This window comes from Rhodovarius sp. (assembly GCF_040399605.1).
GTDB lineage: Bacteria > Pseudomonadota > Alphaproteobacteria > Acetobacterales > Acetobacteraceae > Rhodovarius > Rhodovarius crocodyli_A.
In genome coordinates, this window is sequence record NZ_JBBARU010000004.1 from 24,366 (window position 1) to 38,970 (window position 14,605).

A 14,605-nucleotide genomic window follows, 5' to 3' on the forward strand; every position below is an offset into this window, starting at 1 on the left:
CCACGGTCGCGGCAAAACGGTCAAGCAGGCGGGCGGCGGTCAAGGAGAATTCGGCGCGATCGCCGCCTGATCGCTACATCACCAGTGCCAGCCAGAGCGGCAGGGTGACCACGGCGAGAGCGTGCTCAGTGCTGGTGATGGCCGCCATCAGCGGCGCATCGCCCCCCATCGCGCGGGCCATGACATAGCTCGTGGCCGCCGTCGGCAGGGCCATGAACAGCACGGCCACGGCGGTGGACAGCGCATCGAGCCCCAGCAGGTGAGCGCCGGCCCAGGTCAGCGCCGGCATGACGCCCAGCTTGAGCAGGGCGGTGGCCATTTGCAGCGCGAAACGGTCCCGCAGGGCGCCAATCGACAATGCCGCCCCCACCGCCAGCAGGCCGAGCGCGACCGAGGCCTGACCCAGGCTGCGGGCAAGCGGCGCCAGCCCATGCGGCAGCCCGCCCAGCAGCGCGACGCAAAAGCCAAGCGCACAGCCGATGATCAGCGGGTTCAGCACGACCTGCCGCAGCACCAGCCAGGGCCGCAGCCGCCCGGGGCGGCCCATGGCGAAGGCCGTCGTCGTCACCGCCTGAACGAAAGGCACGATCATGCCGGTGGCGACCCCACCCAGCGCCAGGCCAGGCCCGCCGAATATCGCACCGGTAATCGCGAAGCCGATAAGGTTATTGAAGCGGATGCCGCCCATCAGCACCGATGTCATCGCCATATGCGGCTGGCGAAAGGCGCGGGCGAGCAGCACGGAGAGCACGGTGCCGATGGCCAGGCTGCCCCAGATCGCCGTCATGATGCCAAAAATGGGCAGGCGGCCCAATTCCACCGCGCCAATCGCCACCACCAGCAGGCAGGGCAGCAGCACCCAGAAGATCAGCCGCTCAATACCAGCCCAGACTGCATCCTCCCGCAGCAGGCTGCGGCGCAGCCAGGCCCCCAGCAGCAAGAGGCCAAAGGCAGGGACGAAAGCGTCGAGATAGGCGTTCAGCATCTCAGGCCCAGAGAGGATATCACAGGACTCAGCCGAGCATGCCACCGCCCTGGCCAACCCCGCCCAGCGGTGAAGCGGGAACAGCCCTGCGCCGGGCCTGCGCCGCCAAATCCTGCAGGCAAGCCGCCTCCGTGCGCTGAGCGAAGCCGCCGGCGCGGGCCTGCACATAGGCCACCCGCAGACCATCCGTGCCAGGGTAGAACATCACATCGAGTTGGCAGCCGGCGGAGGAATACAGCCAAATGGCGGCCGGCCCTTCGGCGCGGCGCAACGCCGGCTCGCCCAGCCAGGCCAGAATACGCTCCGGGGGGCTGCCGGCGAAAGCGGCGGCATGGCTGGGCATCGCCGCAGCCGGGGCGAAGGCGGCGACAGGGGTCTCGCCCGCCGGCGGCATGCTCTCGGTGCGCAACGGCTGGATTCTGGCCGGCTCGCGCGGGTTCGGCGCTGCGGGGGGGAGCGAAGCCGACAGAACGGCCAGGCTGGCGCGACCATCGGCGAGCGCCTGTTCGGCCACTGCACTCACATCCGGCGCAGGCGCGCAGCCCAAGGTACCCATTGACCAAATCAGCCAGGCGAATGGACTGCGGGCCACGCGCGCGCCCCCCGGGCTCAAACGTGCCGGCGGTGGCCGGCATGGGTTGAATCTCGCCTCAGACGACCGGAGCGGGGCGTGAAGGCGCAGGCGCGGCAGGCGATGTCGGCATCGAGCCCTCGGTGAGCATTTCCATCCGGCCGGTGAGCTGCCCGCCATCCTCCACGGTCAGTCGCTTGCAGCGCGCAATACCATTGACCTTGCCGGTGGCACGAATGACCAGATTGCCGCGTGCGGTCAGCGTGCCGTCAAACAGGCCGCCGATCTCAGCATCCTCAACCTGCACCTCGCCACGGAAGACGCCGGTGGCGCCAATCGACAATTCGGCTGCATTGAGCATCTCGCTCTCCACCGTGCCCTCGACCACCAGCCTCTCGCAATCACTGAGGGTGCCCTGAACGCTGATACCCTTGCCGACGGTCAGCGTGCGGCGATCCCCGACCATGGGGGCGGTCTGCTGTGGGCGGGCGGGCACGCCCACGCCGGCGGCCGGGCCCGTGGGCCGCTGCGCCAGGGCATTCGGCGCAGGGGCTGCGGCAGGCTTCATGGACTGGCTCATGTAATTTTCCTTTGGCACTGCGGGCGGCGATGACGGCTGATTGGACATGCTGGCAGAGCGGGAAGGCACTGCAACATCAGTATCGCGGTCGGCGCCGTGCATCTGCGATTCCGCAGATGGCACCGGCTCGTCCTTCTTACGTCCGAAAATGGCCATGGGTGCCCCCTTCTACTCAGTCGTGGTTCGAATACGCCTTACCGCCCGGCCGAGTGGGCGACAATTGCCGCGGCCGGCTTATCCCCGAAAATTGTCCACAGCCTGATTGCGAGGATATTTCGATATCGATCCTATTTGCGCGTCAATTCCTGGCATGGACGGGTCCGCGCCGCCCGGCTAAGCCGCCCCCGCAAACAGGATAGCGACATGACACAAGCGACACTCGACATTTTGGGCATAGGCAACGCCATCGTGGACGTGCTGTCGCGCGCCGATGATTCCTTTCTGGCCGAGCGCGGCCTGAACAAGGGCGGCATGGCGCTCATCGACGCCGAGCAGGCCGAGGCGCTGTACAAAGCGATGGGCCCCGGCGTGGAAAGCAGCGGCGGGTCGGTTGCCAATAGCTGTGCCGTGGCGGCCGGGCTGGGCGCGCGGGTGGGCTTTCTGGGCAAGGTTGCCAATGATGGGCTGGGCGAGGTTTTCGGCCATGATATCCGCGCGGCCGGGGTGCATTTCCCCACCGCCCCGCTGCTGGGCGGGGCGCCGACAGCGCGCTGCCTCATCCTCGTCTCGCCCGATGCGCAACGCACGATGAACACTTTTCTCGGTGCCTGCGTCACCTTCGGTGAGGATGACGTGGACCCGGCCGAGGTCGCCCGCGCCCAGGTCATCTATCTGGAGGGTTACCTCTATGACCCACCGGCGGCACAGGCTGCCTTCCGCGCCGCCGCCTCCGCCGCGCATGCCGCAGGCCGCAAAGTGGCGCTCTCGCTCTCCGATGCCTTCTGCGTCGGCCGCCACCGCGCGGCGTTCCGCGCCTTCGTGCGCGAGGAGACGGATATTCTCTTCGCCAATGAGGCGGAATTGTTGAGCCTGTATGAGACTGAGGATTTCGCCGCCGCCGTGGCACAGGTTCGTACCGAGGTGGCCATCGCCGCACTGACGCGCAGCGAGAAGGGCAGCATGATCGTGGCTGGCGATGCCACATATGAGGTGGCGGCAGTGCCAACCCAGGTGGTGGACACCACAGGCGCGGGCGATGCCTATGCCGCAGGCTTCCTGGCCGCCCATACCAAGGGGCTGAGCCTGGCCGAGGCCGGCCGCTGGGGCAGCGTTTGCGCCGCCGAAGTGATCAGCCATTTCGGCGCCAGGCCGCAGGCGGATATGAAAGCCCTGGTGGGAGGCTGAGGGTGCCGCGCAGGCTTCTTCTCCTCTCCTCCATTCTGCTCGGCCTGCCCGCCATGGCGATGGCGCAAAGCGCCACCAATTGGGTGCCCGAGCAGAATCGCGGTGCGGCCGAGGCCGATGCAGCGGGCATTAATGACGTGATCGGCCTGCTCAACGCCGCGTTGACCGCGATTCGGGCCAATCGCCGCAGCCAGGCGGTGGAATTCATGGAAAGGGCAGAGGCCCGCCTGCTGACCCGCAGCACCCCCGTGCTGCAGGCGGGCAGCCCGGTGCAGGGCGGGATTGTGGGGCGGATTGGCAATGCCCGCCGCGCCGCCCTGGCGGAGAATAACGTGCTCGCCCGAAAGGAGATTGCGGCAGCGCTGGCCGCACTCAACCGCCCCCGCCCAGCCGGGCGGTAACGCGGCCAAAGCTGCGCGGTCAGACCCGCAATGTTCCAGCCCGGGCGGCCGCGTAGCGCGCATTGATCGCGGGCCAATTCAACACGTTCCACCAGGAATTCAGGTAGTCAGCCCGGCGATTTTGATAGCGTAGGTAGTAGGCGTGCTCCCACACATCATTGCCCATCAACACCCGCATGCCCTCCATCAGCGGGGTATCCTGGTTCGGCCGGGTGGTGATGGCGAGTTGGCCAGCAGGGGTGACAGTGACGAAAACCCAGCCCGAGCCGAAGACGCGGGCACCGGCTGCATTGAAATCGGCGCGGAATTTTTCTGCCCCGCCCAGATCACGCGTGATGGCCTCGGCCAGCTCGCCCGAGGGCGCACCATCTTGGCCGCCCATGATGGCCCAGAACATGGAATGATTGGCATGGCCGCCGCCATTGTTGCGCAGCGCCGTGCGAATCGCCTCGGGCGCGCGGCCGAGATCCATCAGCAACTCATCCAATGGCAGGGCGGAGAGCGCGGCCTTGCCGTTCAGCGCCGCATTCAGCCCGGCCACCTGGGCGGCGTGGTGGCGGCCATGATGCAGTTCCATGGTCATCGCGTCGATCGCCGCCTCATTGGCATTGAAGCCATAGGGCAATGCAGGGAGGCTATGCGGCCCGCTGGCGGCAGGCTGCGCCCAGACCCGGCGCGGAGCGGCGGCAGCCAGCATGGCCAGGCCCGCAGCGCCCAGCATCAGGCTGCGGCGCGAGATTTGCGACATGGTGCGTGCTCCAATGTGAGGCGGGGTGATAACACAAAAGGGGCCGATGATGCGGCGCATCAGGATGGCCGGGTTTCAGCCCGGCGGGCTTGGTGTTAACCGCGAGGCGAAGCGAGGAGAAACGCCGCATGTCCGAACCCAACCTGATCATGGCGCGCGAGGGCGCGGCCGGAACGCTGCTGATGAACCGCGTCAAGGCGCTCAATGCGCTGACGCTGGAGATGATCCGCGATTTCCAGCATGCGCTGGACAGTTGGAAGGCCGACCCGGCGGTGAAACTCGTGCTGCTGGAGGGGGCGGGCGGCCGCGCCTTTTGTGCCGGCGGCGATGTGCGGGCCGTGCGTGAGGCCGCACTCGCCGGTGACCGCGCGCCGGTCGCTGCCTTTTTCACCGAGGAATATGCGGTGAATGAGGGCATCGCCAATTTCGGCAAGCCATGGGTGTCGCTGATCGATGGCGTCTGCATGGGCGGTGGGATTGGCCTGGCCGTCCATCATGGCCCGCAGGTGGTGACCGAGAATGCCCTGCTGGCAATGCCCGAGACGGCCATCGCCCTTTTCCCCGATGTCGGCACCAGCCATGTGCTGCCCCGGCTGCCGGGCGCCATTGGCCATTGGCTGGCACTCACCGGAGCGCGGCTGCGCGGCGCGGATGCGGTGCATGCGGGGCTTGCCACACACTATGTGCCGGCTGCGAAGCTTGCCGCCCTGCGCGCGGCGCTGGTGGAAAGCGGCGATGTCGCGGTGCTGGCGCAATTCGCCGAGAGCCCGCCAGCGGGCAGCTTCGCTGTCCATCGCGCCCTGATCGACCATGCCTTCAGCCAGCCGAGCGTGCTGGCCATTATTGCGGCGCTGGAAGCCGATGGCAGCGATTGGGCCATGCAACAGGTGGCCACGCTGCGCAAAATGTCCCCCACCAGCCTTTGCGTATCGCTGGAGTTGCTGCGCCGTGGCGCCGGCATGAACCTGCGCCAATGCCTCGATGAGGAACTGGTGCTGACCGGCAGCGTGGTGCATGGCCACCCCGATTTCTGCGAGGGCGTGCGCAGCGTTCTGGTGGATAAGGGCAGCACCGCAAACTGGCAGCCCGCAACACTCGAGCAGGTGGACCCCGCCGCCATCACGGCCATGTTCAGCCGCGCGGGATAGGCACGCCCTTTTCATCCTTGGCGGTGCGGATGGTCTGCAAGGTCATCACCCGCGCCACCATGGATGCGCCGGTCAGACGGCCGGTCAGTTCATTTTCATGCGCGGTGTCGCGCGCCACCAGGCGGAGCAGGAAATCGCCGCCGCCGCGAATCATGTGGCATTCGCGCACCTCGGGCCAGGCATTCACCAGCGCCTCGAAGCCATCGAGCATCGCCTGCTTCTGGGTCTCCAGCCCGACCAGGGCGAAGAAGGTGATCTCAAAGCCCAAAGGCTCGGGCGCCACATCGGCGTGGTAGCCGCGGATGATGCCCAACTCCTCCAAACGGCGCATCCGGCGCAGGCAGGGCGGCGCCGAAAGGCCAACCCGGCGCGCCAATTCGACATTGGTGATGCGGCCATCACGCTGCAACTCGGCCAGGATATGGCGGTCTACATCATCGAGCTCGTCTTCGGTGGCGTCTGGCATCGTGTTCCGTATTTCGTTGCGCCTGGGCGCGTGTACGCGCAATATCCTGTCTTATGTAAGGCACATCAAGCCAATGCGGCGTAAAGACCATTTCCTATCTTGCAGCGGGGGGTGGGCGAACCGAATATCATGCATGAACGACCCGTTATATTGGATTCGCCCGTGCCCATGATGCATTCCACGCCGCTACTCGTGATCGGCGCCGGCCCGGCCGGCTATACGGCTGCCATCTATGCGGCGCGTGCGAGCATGAGCCCCATGCTGGTGGCCGGCATGCAGCCTGGCGGGCAGCTCACCATCACGACCGATGTGGAAAACTACCCAGGCTTTGCCGATGCCATTCAGGGCCCCTGGCTGATGGAGCAGATGCGCGCGCAGGCCGAGCATGTGGGCACCAGCATGTTCCATGACGTGATCACCTCGGTCGATTGCTCCAGCCGGCCCTTCCGATGCGAGGCCGATAGCGGCGATGTATTCATGGCCCAGACCGTGGTGATTGCCACCGGCGCGCAGGCGCGCTGGCTTGGCATTCCGGGCGAGCAGGCGCTGTCGGGCTTTGGGGTCTCGGCCTGCGCCACCTGTGATGGGTTCTTCTTTCGCGGCAAGAAGGTGGCCGTAATTGGCGGCGGCAATTCCGCCACTGAGGAGGCACTCTACCTGTCCAACCTCGCCGCCCATGTTACCCTCATCCATCGGCGGGACAGCCTCAAGAGCGAAAAAATCCTACAGCAGCGCCTCTTCGCCAAGGAGAACATCACCTGCCTATGGGACACCGCGGTAGAGGAAGCCCTGCCCGATGACGGCAAACGCCCGGCCCTGCGCGCATTGAAGCTGCGCAATACCCGCACCGGCGCCATCAGCGAGATGGCCATTGATGGCATGTTCGTCGCCATTGGCCACGACCCTGCCACGGCCATCTTCAAAGGCCAGGTGGCGATGGATGAGGGCGGCTACATCATCACCGAGCCCGGCAGCACCCGCACATCGGTGCCCGGTGTCTTCGCCGCCGGCGATGTGCAGGATCATATCTACCGCCAGGCGGTGACCGCGGCGGGCACCGGTTGCATGGCAGCACTCGATGCAGAGCGCTTCCTGGCCGCGACCCATAGCGCCGAAAGACAGGCTGCATAATGCCGCTCGATTGGGACAAGCTGCGGGTGTTTCACGCCGTGGCCGAAGCCGGCTCCTTCACCCATGCGGGGGAGAGCCTGAACCTCAGCCAATCCGCCGTATCGCGGCAGATTCAGGCGCTGGAGGAATCGCTCTCCGTGCCGCTGTTCCACCGCCATGCGCGCGGGCTCATCCTCACCGAGAGTGGCGAGACGCTGAACCGCACGGTGCGTGATGTCTTTGCCAAGCTGGCCATGACCGAGGCGCTGCTGACCGAGGGGCGGGAGCGCGCGGCGGGGCGGCTGAAGATCACCACCACCACTGGCTTTGGCAGCGCATGGCTGGCGCCGCGGCTGCACCGCTTCCTCGAACTGCATCCCGAGGTCAGCGTCTCGGTCCTGCTCGATGATGCCGATCTTGATCTGGCGATGCGCGAGGCCGATGTCGCGATTCGCATGCATCCGCCCAAGCAGCCCGATCTGGTCCAGCGCCATATCGCCAGCTTCGGCTGGAAGGTTTACGGCTCGGTCGAGTATCTCAAGCAGCATGGAATGCCCACGCGGGCGGAGGATCTTGACGCGCATCGCCTGGTGGTCTGGGGCGACTACCGGCCACCGGTCGAAGAAATCAATTGGCTCGCCGAGGTGGGCCGCCGCAATGGCAGCCCCCGCCGCGCCGCTGTGGAGGTGAATAGTCTAACCGGCATGCTGCGCGCGGTGCAATCGGGCCTCGGCCTCGCCGCTTTGCCGGATTATATCGGCACCGATCTCGCGGGGCTGGTGCAGGTGCTGCCGGACCTCAAGCCACCCAGGGTGAATGCGTATTTCGTCTATCCCGAGGAGATGCGCAATTCGAAGCGGGTGGCGGTGTTCCGCGATTTTCTAGTGGCTGAACTGGCCAATAGCACCGTCTGAGCGCCACTGGCACAGGTGCATGGAGGGGGCGTGAACTTGCCTCAACCACAGGCGCCACGGCCACCGATAACAAGCCTCACGATACCCGGTTTTTTGACCGTAGACAGATTTGCCAAAGGCAAAGCCCTGCAACCGCCAGCCCCAGCATGACAACCGCCAGGGCATGCGCCTCTGGCGTGGCGCCCATGCGCAGCTGGCTGAACAGCAGCAGCGGCAGGGTGGTCGCCCCCGGCCCGCTGGTGAAGCTCGCCAAGACCACATCATCGAAGGAGAGCAAAAACGCCAAACCCCAGCCCGCTGCCAGCGAAGGGGCGATCAATGGCAAGGTGATGGTGCGAAACACCGTGGCGGCATTGGCGCCGAGATCCGCTGCCGCGTCTTCTAGAAGCGGGCCCATCGAGGCCAGCCGGCCCTGCACCACCACCGCCACATAGGCGGCACCAAGGCTGGCATGGGCCAGCAAAAGGGTGAGCACTCCCCTGCCCTGGGGCCAGCCGGTTAGCCGTTCCAGCGCCACGAAGAGCAGCAGCAGCGCAAGGCCGCTCACCACCTCGGGCAGCACCAGCGGCGCGGCCGCCAGGGCGCCAAACACCGCGCGGCCGCGAAATGCCCCCTGCCGCGCCAGCACCCAACCCATCGCACCGCCAGCCAGCATCGCCAGCGTCGCAGCGCCACCCGCCACCAGCACAGAGAGTGAAGCGGCCTCCAACAGCCTCGCATTGCCGGCCAGGGCCACGAACCACCGCCAGGAAAAGCCGCCCCAGACGAAAGGCTGCCGCGCATCGGAAAAGGCAAAACCCGCCATCAGCAGCACCGGCGCCCAGAGAAAGCCAAGCCCCAGCCAGAGCACCACCCGGCTCATCAGCGCCGCCCCAGACGCTGCCAGAGAGCCAAGGGCGGCAGCAAAACCGCCAGCAGCGCCATCGACGCCGCCGCGGCCAGCGGCCAATCCCGAGCGGTGAAGAATTCCTGCCAGATCGCCCCGCCGGCCAGCAGCGCATCCGGCGCGCCGAGCAGGGCTGGTATGACGAACTCCCCAGCGGCCGGAATGAACACCAGCAAAAACGCCGCACCGGCAGCCGCCGCGCTGCCCGGCAGGGTGATGCTGCGAAACACCGTGAAAGGGCCAGCGCCAAGATCCGCCGCCGCTTCCTCCAGCCGCATATCCCGCGCCGCCAGCGCCGCATAAAGCGGCAGCAGCGCGAAAGGCAGATAGCTATGCACCATGCCCATCAGCAGCCCGGTGCTGCTGTACAATAATGGCACCGGCGCGCTGATCACGCCCATGGCGAGCAACGCCTGATTGACCAACCCACTGTCGCGCAACAGCCCCACCCATGCCGCCATGCGCAGCACGAAGCCGATGCACAGCGGCAATACCACCAGCGCCAGCACCAATGGCCGGCGGGCCGGCGCCAGGCGCAGAATGCCCAAAGCCATGGGATAGGCCAGCGCCAAGCATAGCCCGGCGGTGGCGCTGGCCACGACCAGCGAGCGCAGCAGGGCTGCCAGATAAAAATCATCCGCGGTCAGCACGCCCCAGGATTCATTGCCGCCCTCCCATCGGCCTTCGATGATGGGCAAGCGAAATGGCGGCAGGCCCTGATCCGGCACGGCGAAGGCTATCGCCGCCACCACCAGCAGCGGCGCCATCACCAAAAGGCCCAGCCAGGCCGAGGCCAGCGCGCGGATCATGCACCCAGCCGCACCAGCGCGGCGTCATCCCAGCCCAGCATCACAGCGGCATCGAGCACGGGCGGGATGGCGCCAGCGGGCAGGCTCACCCGCAAAGGCTGGCCGCCATCGGCCAGGCATTCCACCATCCAGCCCTCACCACGAAAGACTATGCCGGTGACCCGCGCGGCCAAGCCCTCGCCATCGACCAGCCGCAACTGCTCGGGCCGCAGCGCATAGGTGGCGCCGGGGCGTTGCAGAATATTCGCCGCCCCCAGGAATTCAGCCACGAAGCGCGTGGCGGGGCGGTGATAGACCTCTTGCGGCGGGCCGATCTGCGCCACGCGCCCATCGGCCAGCACGGCGATGCGGTCGGCCAGGGCCAGCGCCTCGCCCTGGTCATGGGTGACCATGACGAAGCTCGTGCCGGTCTCGCGCTGCAGGCGGCGCAGCTCCGCCCCGGTCTGCGCCCGCAGCCCGGCATCGAGCGCGGCCAGTGGCTCATCAAGCAGCAGCAGAGGCGGCTTGCGCGCCAGCGCCCGGGCCAATGCCACGCGCTGCTGCTGGCCGCCGGAAAGCTGTGCCGGGCGGCGGGGGCCAAAGCCCGCAAGCCCCACCAGCGCCAGCAATTCCTCCACCCGCGCCTGGCTGAACACCCCGGCGCGGCGCAGGCCATAGCCGATATTCTCCGCCACGCTGAGATGCGGAAACAGGGCATAGGATTGGAACATCATGGCGCATGGCCGCGCCGCAGGCGGCAGCCCGGCCATGTCCCGCCCGGCGATTCGGATGCTACCCGCATCGGGCGCCTCAAAACCCGCTACCAGCCGCAACAGCGTCGATTTTCCTGAGCCTGAACCGCCCAGCAGTGCCAGGAACTCGCCCTCGCGCACCGCAAGCTCCAGCCCGTCCAGCGCACGCGTTGCGCCGAACCGCTTGGCCAGCGCTTCAACCTGCAGGCTCACCGGCCGGCCTTGAAGCGGGCCCAAAGCCGCGCCCGCACACGCTCGGCCGCCGGGGCCGGCGTTCCAGCCAGGAAGGCGCGCGAAAAGGCCTCGGCGGAGGGGTAGATCGATGGGTCCTCCGCCACCTCCGGCCGCAGCAAGGGGCGCGAGGCGGGTACGGCATTGGGGTAACGCACCTGATTGGTAATGCCCGCCATCACATCCGGCCGCAACAGGAAATCGATAAACGCATGAGCAGCCTCAGGATTGGGCGCATCGGCGGGGATGGCCAGCATATCGAACCAAAGCTGGGCGCCCTCTCGCGGGGCTGCATAAGTGATCTGGAAGGGCCGGCCAGCCTCTCGCGCCCGCCCCGCCGCCTGGATCACATCGCCCGAATAGGTGAGGGCCAGGCATATTTCCCCAGATGCCAAGGCATCAACAATCGCTGCCGAGCCTGGAATCGAGCGCAGGTGCGGCCGGATGGCCAGCAGCGCCGCCTCGGCGGCACGCAAATCCGCCGCATCGGCGCTGTCCGGGCTGCGGCCGAGGAAGCGCAGGATGGAGGGCAGCACATCGGTCGCGCTGTCCATCACCGCGATGCCGCAGCCCGCCAGGCGGCGGGCATTCTCCGGGTTCAGCAACAGCGCCAGGGAATCGAGGGGCGCATCGGGTGCCAGGGCGCGAATGCGGTCCTGCCGCATACCCAGCCCCACCGTGCCCCAGAGATAGATCACCCCATGGCGGTTGCCCGGATCAACCTGCGCCACGCGCGCCATCAGCGCCTGGTCGAGTTGGGCGAGATTGGGCAAGCGGGCTGTCTCCAGCGGCCGCAAGGCGCCGGCGCGCACCAGCCGGGCAAAACTCGGCTCCGAGGTGGGCACCACGATATCAAAGCCCGACCGACCGGCGGAGAGGCGGCCCTCCAGCGTCTCCAGACTGTCATAGACATCGTAACGCACACGAATGCCGCTCTCGCGCTGGAAACGCTCCAGGGCGGCTGGGTCGATGTAGTCGGCCCAGTTGAAGACGTTGAGCACCGGCTGTGCCCGCAGCGGCAGCGCGGCCGCAAAAGCCAATAGCAGGCCAATCGGCAGCACCTGGAAAAACCGTCTGAGGTCAGGTCGGGCAGCTGGCATGCAGGATCCTTCGCAACGGCGGCCATGGGCCGGCGCAAGCTGTCCCGGCAGGGCGGCCTGGCGTCAAGCCTTCGCCATTGTCGGGGATTTTATGCTTGACATTCTATGGATTTTATTGCTATTCCATCCTCGCCAACGGGTGAATTGCGCCCGCGCCTAAACGCCCTCCGCCGCCCGTGCCGCGGGGGCCACTGCCCATTCCGTTCAATCCCATTGCCTCAAGGCCCCGGTCCGGCGCTTCGCCGCGCCGTGTCGCCGCGCGTCCAGCCCCCCGCACAGGAGAACCGCCCATGCCATTCGCCGCCTCCGGCCTCACGCCGCTTATCCAAACCAGTGGCTTCTCGATGTGGCGCTATGTCACATCCGACCTGCGCGCCGATGTCGCCGCCACCGGCTACTTCGCTGCCGTGGCCTCGCAGTTCAAACCGGGCGACATCATGTTCCTTCAAGCGGCCGATGCGCTGGCCATGCTGCCGCTGCGCGCGGGCCCGGGTTTTGGCCCAGGGGTGACGCTCGATGGCGCTGCCACCCCTCTCGCCGCCGTCCGCAGCGCGGCGCAGCGCTTCTCCATCACCCAGGCGGTGGGCGCGGTGGTGCGCAGCATCGTGCTGGCACCGCTGGTCGCAGGCTTCATTGCCGGCACAACCATACCGGTTTCGGCCCAGATCCATGGCCCGATCAGCCAGGTCGTGGTCAGCGTGCGCAATGCAGCGGGCCAGACGATTGTGCCCAGCCAGATCGTGACCGTGACCGGGGGCTTCGCCACCACCGCCGTGGCCGCGCCGCCCATCGGCAGCGGCTACCGCATCCGCATCGAAGATGCCCTCGATCCGAGCTTGGCTGCGGTGTCGCGCAGCTTCTCCGTGGCGCCGGGCGCAGAGACGCTGCAGCAGGAGAACGGCTTCATGATCCTGATGGAAAGCGGCTTCGCGCTGCTGCGCTGAGCACCCCCCCAGCCCGCAGCCCCCCAGAAGATGGAAACCTTGCATGAGCGATCTTCGCATCAGCCAATTGCCGCCAGCCTCGTCGCTGTCGGAGAGTGATCTCGCACCCGTCACCCAGCTCGGCGCCAACCCCACCACCAGGCGGGCAACCCTCGCCCAGCTGCGCACCACGGTGCATGACCAGCGCAGCGTTCACGTTCGTGATTTCGGCGCGGTGGGCAATGGCACCACCAATGACGCGCCCGCCATCCAGGCCGCGATCAATGCCCTCAAGGGTGCTGGTGGCGGCGTGGTGCAATTCGGCCCCAAGACCTATCGCCTGGCCAGCGGCATTGTCATTGATGGCGTGATGGTGCGCCTCGAAGGTGCCGGCTTCACCGAGGGGCCGGGCCCGGGCGATGGCACCTGGCTGTCGGTGGACCAGACCGGCTTCACCCCCATCACCTTCACCGGGCTGGCTGCCCGCGGCTCGGTGATGCGAGATATCGCGCTGACGCAGGCGCAAAGCAACAACTTCACCGCCAGCTGGTCCCCGGTGAACTATGACTGGTTCGTCCGCATCCAGGACTGCCAGGGCGGGGTGGATTTCGAAAACATCTTCCTCTGCGCCATCACCCGCGGCATTTTCTGCTATAATTCCGGCCGCACGGATTTCCGGCGCATTCGCGGCCAGGTCTTCACCAGCGGCATCGAGGTGGATGCAGCGCTTGATGTGCCGCGTATAAGCAATATCCACTTCTGGCCGTTCTGGAGCGCCGATACCAATGTCATGAACTACCAGCAGGCGCAGGGCGATGCGCTGGTGTCCAAGCGCGCCGATGGCCCCTTCATCGATCAGGCCTTCGCGCTGGGCTATCGCAGCATGTTCCGCTTCAGCCAATCCGCCAGTGGCTGGACGACCAAGTTCTACATCAACTCCGCCTATGCCGATTTCTGCAAATACGGCGTGCTGATCGACAGCTATGGGGTGGATGGGCTGATCGCCAATCTCACCACCCAGGGCGAGGGTTGGGCTGGCAGCGGGGCATCGCTCAGCGGATCGAGCGGCATCCTGATCAGTTCCGATAATTGCCGGCTGCAGATCGGCAATCTGCGCATCGATGCCGTTGAGGATAATGCCATCCGGGTGAGCGGCATCAACAACCGGCTCGACATCTTTGCGCTCCGCGCAGTGCGCTACAACACCCGCAACAATGGCTCAGGCGCGATCCAGCTGGCCAATTCTGGCTCGGGCATGCCCAATACCGTGATCCTGGGCAGCCTGCCGTTGCTGGAAGGCAGCCATGCCGGGCTGCTGCACAACACCGACGGCAATGCCGTGGTGCAGATGCGCGCGCCTTCCGGCAGCCTGGCCGCGCCGGGCCTGGGCATCGGGCAGTCTAATAGCGGGCTTTGGGCGCCTTCGGCCACGGCACTGGCCATGTCTGCCAATGGCAGCGAGATGCTGCGCCTCGGCCAGGGCAGCGCGGTGACGCTGGGCGGCGCCTTTGGCTCGCATGGGCTGGAGGTCAACGCCATCACCGGCGCCGTCAACCGCCTCTCGGTCAATGGCGCGGCTGCCAGCGCGACGCCCACACTGTCCGCCACTGGCTCCGACAGCAATATCGGCATGCAGTTGCAGACCAAAGGCGGCGGCA

Annotated in this window: 16 protein-coding genes; 7 read left to right on the forward strand and 9 right to left on the reverse strand. The window is 66.9% G+C overall.

The features are described 5' to 3' along the window. Positions 1–73 precede the first annotated feature (73 nt). The 3 genes from ABWP84_RS02300 to ABWP84_RS02310 form a co-directional block, all read right to left on the reverse strand. Complete coding sequence (locus ABWP84_RS02300; protein WP_353210377.1) at positions 74–985, reverse strand: AEC family transporter; 912 nt, start codon at positions 983–985, stop codon at positions 74–76. A 28-nt stretch (positions 986–1,013) separates the two neighbouring features. Then, on the reverse strand, positions 1,014–1,541 hold the full coding sequence (locus tag ABWP84_RS02305; RefSeq protein WP_353210378.1) for a hypothetical protein: 528 nt from the start codon (positions 1,539–1,541) through the stop codon (positions 1,014–1,016). 94 nt (positions 1,542–1,635) lie between these two features. Beyond that, the gene (locus tag ABWP84_RS02310; RefSeq protein WP_353210379.1) at positions 1,636–2,136 is read right to left on the reverse strand and encodes a polymer-forming cytoskeletal protein; all 501 of its coding nucleotides are present in this window, start codon (positions 2,134–2,136) and stop codon (positions 1,636–1,638) included. A gap of 363 nt (positions 2,137–2,499) precedes the next feature. Between ABWP84_RS02310 and ABWP84_RS02315 the strand changes: the two genes are divergently transcribed. Further along, positions 2,500–3,480 (forward strand): adenosine kinase, encoded by a 981-nt coding sequence (locus ABWP84_RS02315; protein WP_353210380.1) that lies wholly within the window; start codon positions 2,500–2,502, stop codon positions 3,478–3,480. A 2-nt stretch (positions 3,481–3,482) separates the two neighbouring features. Further along, on the forward strand, positions 3,483–3,881 hold the full coding sequence (locus ABWP84_RS02320; RefSeq protein WP_353210381.1) for a hypothetical protein: 399 nt from the start codon (positions 3,483–3,485) through the stop codon (positions 3,879–3,881). 19 nt (positions 3,882–3,900) lie between these two features. On the opposite strand, the gene ABWP84_RS02325 is transcribed toward ABWP84_RS02320, so the two are convergent. After that, positions 3,901–4,578: a superoxide dismutase gene (locus ABWP84_RS02325; protein ID WP_353210456.1), complete on the reverse strand. Its 678-nt coding sequence runs from the start codon at positions 4,576–4,578 to the stop codon at positions 3,901–3,903. Between the two features lie 179 nt (positions 4,579–4,757). Between ABWP84_RS02325 and ABWP84_RS02330 the strand changes: the two genes are divergently transcribed. Further along, positions 4,758–5,777, forward strand: coding sequence for an enoyl-CoA hydratase/isomerase family protein (locus tag ABWP84_RS02330; RefSeq protein ID WP_353210382.1), 1,020 nt, complete (start codon positions 4,758–4,760; stop codon positions 5,775–5,777). On the opposite strand, the gene ABWP84_RS02335 is transcribed toward ABWP84_RS02330, so the two are convergent. Beyond that, positions 5,761–6,243, reverse strand: coding sequence for an Lrp/AsnC family transcriptional regulator (locus ABWP84_RS02335; protein ID WP_353210383.1), 483 nt, complete (start codon positions 6,241–6,243; stop codon positions 5,761–5,763). The genes ABWP84_RS02330 and ABWP84_RS02335 overlap by 17 nt on opposite strands. A 168-nt stretch (positions 6,244–6,411) precedes the next feature. Here ABWP84_RS02335 and trxB point away from each other — a divergent pair, with 168 nt between their 5' ends. Both trxB and ABWP84_RS02345 read left to right on the forward strand, forming a co-directional pair. Then, entirely contained in the window at positions 6,412–7,374 is a 963-nt protein-coding gene (gene trxB / locus ABWP84_RS02340; protein WP_353210384.1) for a thioredoxin-disulfide reductase, read from the forward strand. Then, positions 7,374–8,267, forward strand: a complete 894-nt coding sequence (locus ABWP84_RS02345) for a LysR family transcriptional regulator (RefSeq protein WP_353210385.1) — start codon at positions 7,374–7,376, stop codon at positions 8,265–8,267. Before trxB ends, ABWP84_RS02345 begins: the two co-directional genes overlap by 1 nt. Positions 8,268–8,343: 76 nt before the next feature. Here ABWP84_RS02345 and ABWP84_RS02350 read toward each other — a convergent pair whose 3' ends face one another. From ABWP84_RS02350 to ABWP84_RS02365, 4 genes are read right to left on the reverse strand one after another with little or no spacing between them, the layout of a single operon-like run. After that, the gene (locus ABWP84_RS02350) at positions 8,344–9,129 is read right to left on the reverse strand and encodes an ABC transporter permease subunit (protein ID WP_353210386.1); all 786 of its coding nucleotides are present in this window, start codon (positions 9,127–9,129) and stop codon (positions 8,344–8,346) included. Then, complete coding sequence (locus tag ABWP84_RS02355) at positions 9,129–9,962, reverse strand: ABC transporter permease (RefSeq protein ID WP_353210387.1); 834 nt, start codon at positions 9,960–9,962, stop codon at positions 9,129–9,131. Before ABWP84_RS02355 ends, ABWP84_RS02350 begins: the two co-directional genes overlap by 1 nt. Beyond that, positions 9,959–10,906: an ABC transporter ATP-binding protein gene (locus ABWP84_RS02360; RefSeq protein WP_353210388.1), complete on the reverse strand. Its 948-nt coding sequence runs from the start codon at positions 10,904–10,906 to the stop codon at positions 9,959–9,961. The genes ABWP84_RS02355 and ABWP84_RS02360 overlap by 4 nt, the downstream gene beginning before the upstream one ends. Next, positions 10,903–12,024: an extracellular solute-binding protein gene (locus ABWP84_RS02365; protein ID WP_353210389.1), complete on the reverse strand. Its 1,122-nt coding sequence runs from the start codon at positions 12,022–12,024 to the stop codon at positions 10,903–10,905. Before ABWP84_RS02365 ends, ABWP84_RS02360 begins: the two co-directional genes overlap by 4 nt. Positions 12,025–12,314: 290 nt before the next feature. On the opposite strand from ABWP84_RS02365, the gene ABWP84_RS02370 reads away from it, so the two are divergent. After that, the gene (locus ABWP84_RS02370) at positions 12,315–12,968 is read left to right on the forward strand and encodes a hypothetical protein (RefSeq protein ID WP_353210390.1); all 654 of its coding nucleotides are present in this window, start codon (positions 12,315–12,317) and stop codon (positions 12,966–12,968) included. A gap of 43 nt (positions 12,969–13,011) precedes the next feature. Beyond that, a partial coding sequence (locus ABWP84_RS02375; RefSeq protein ID WP_353210391.1) for a glycosyl hydrolase family 28-related protein occupies positions 13,012–14,605 on the forward strand: 1,594 nt, incomplete at its 3' end.

What these genes read in the sequence shown, in the direction of transcription:
- ABWP84_RS02300 (WP_353210377.1), bottom strand. Translation starts at nt 985, where the DNA reads ATGCTGAACGCCTATCTCGACGCTTTCGTCCCTGCCTTTGGCCTCTTG.
- ABWP84_RS02305 (WP_353210378.1), bottom strand. Translation starts at nt 1,541, where the DNA reads ATGGGTACCTTGGGCTGCGCGCCTGCGCCGGATGTGAGTGCAGTGGCC.
- ABWP84_RS02310 (WP_353210379.1), bottom strand. Translation starts at nt 2,136, where the DNA reads ATGAGCCAGTCCATGAAGCCTGCCGCAGCCCCTGCGCCGAATGCCCTG.
- ABWP84_RS02315 (WP_353210380.1), top strand. Translation starts at nt 2,500, where the DNA reads ATGACACAAGCGACACTCGACATTTTGGGCATAGGCAACGCCATCGTG.
- ABWP84_RS02325 (WP_353210456.1), bottom strand. Translation starts at nt 4,578, where the DNA reads ATGCTGGCTGCCGCCGCTCCGCGCCGGGTCTGGGCGCAGCCTGCCGCC.
- ABWP84_RS02330 (WP_353210382.1), top strand. Translation starts at nt 4,758, where the DNA reads ATGTCCGAACCCAACCTGATCATGGCGCGCGAGGGCGCGGCCGGAACG.
- ABWP84_RS02335 (WP_353210383.1), bottom strand. Translation starts at nt 6,243, where the DNA reads ATGCCAGACGCCACCGAAGACGAGCTCGATGATGTAGACCGCCATATC.
- trxB (WP_353210384.1), top strand. Translation starts at nt 6,412, where the DNA reads ATGATGCATTCCACGCCGCTACTCGTGATCGGCGCCGGCCCGGCCGGC.
- ABWP84_RS02345 (WP_353210385.1), top strand. Translation starts at nt 7,374, where the DNA reads ATGCCGCTCGATTGGGACAAGCTGCGGGTGTTTCACGCCGTGGCCGAA.
- ABWP84_RS02350 (WP_353210386.1), bottom strand. Translation starts at nt 9,129, where the DNA reads ATGAGCCGGGTGGTGCTCTGGCTGGGGCTTGGCTTTCTCTGGGCGCCG.
- ABWP84_RS02355 (WP_353210387.1), bottom strand. Translation starts at nt 9,962, where the DNA reads ATGATCCGCGCGCTGGCCTCGGCCTGGCTGGGCCTTTTGGTGATGGCG.
- ABWP84_RS02365 (WP_353210389.1), bottom strand. Translation starts at nt 12,024, where the DNA reads ATGCCAGCTGCCCGACCTGACCTCAGACGGTTTTTCCAGGTGCTGCCG.
- ABWP84_RS02370 (WP_353210390.1), top strand. Translation starts at nt 12,315, where the DNA reads ATGCCATTCGCCGCCTCCGGCCTCACGCCGCTTATCCAAACCAGTGGC.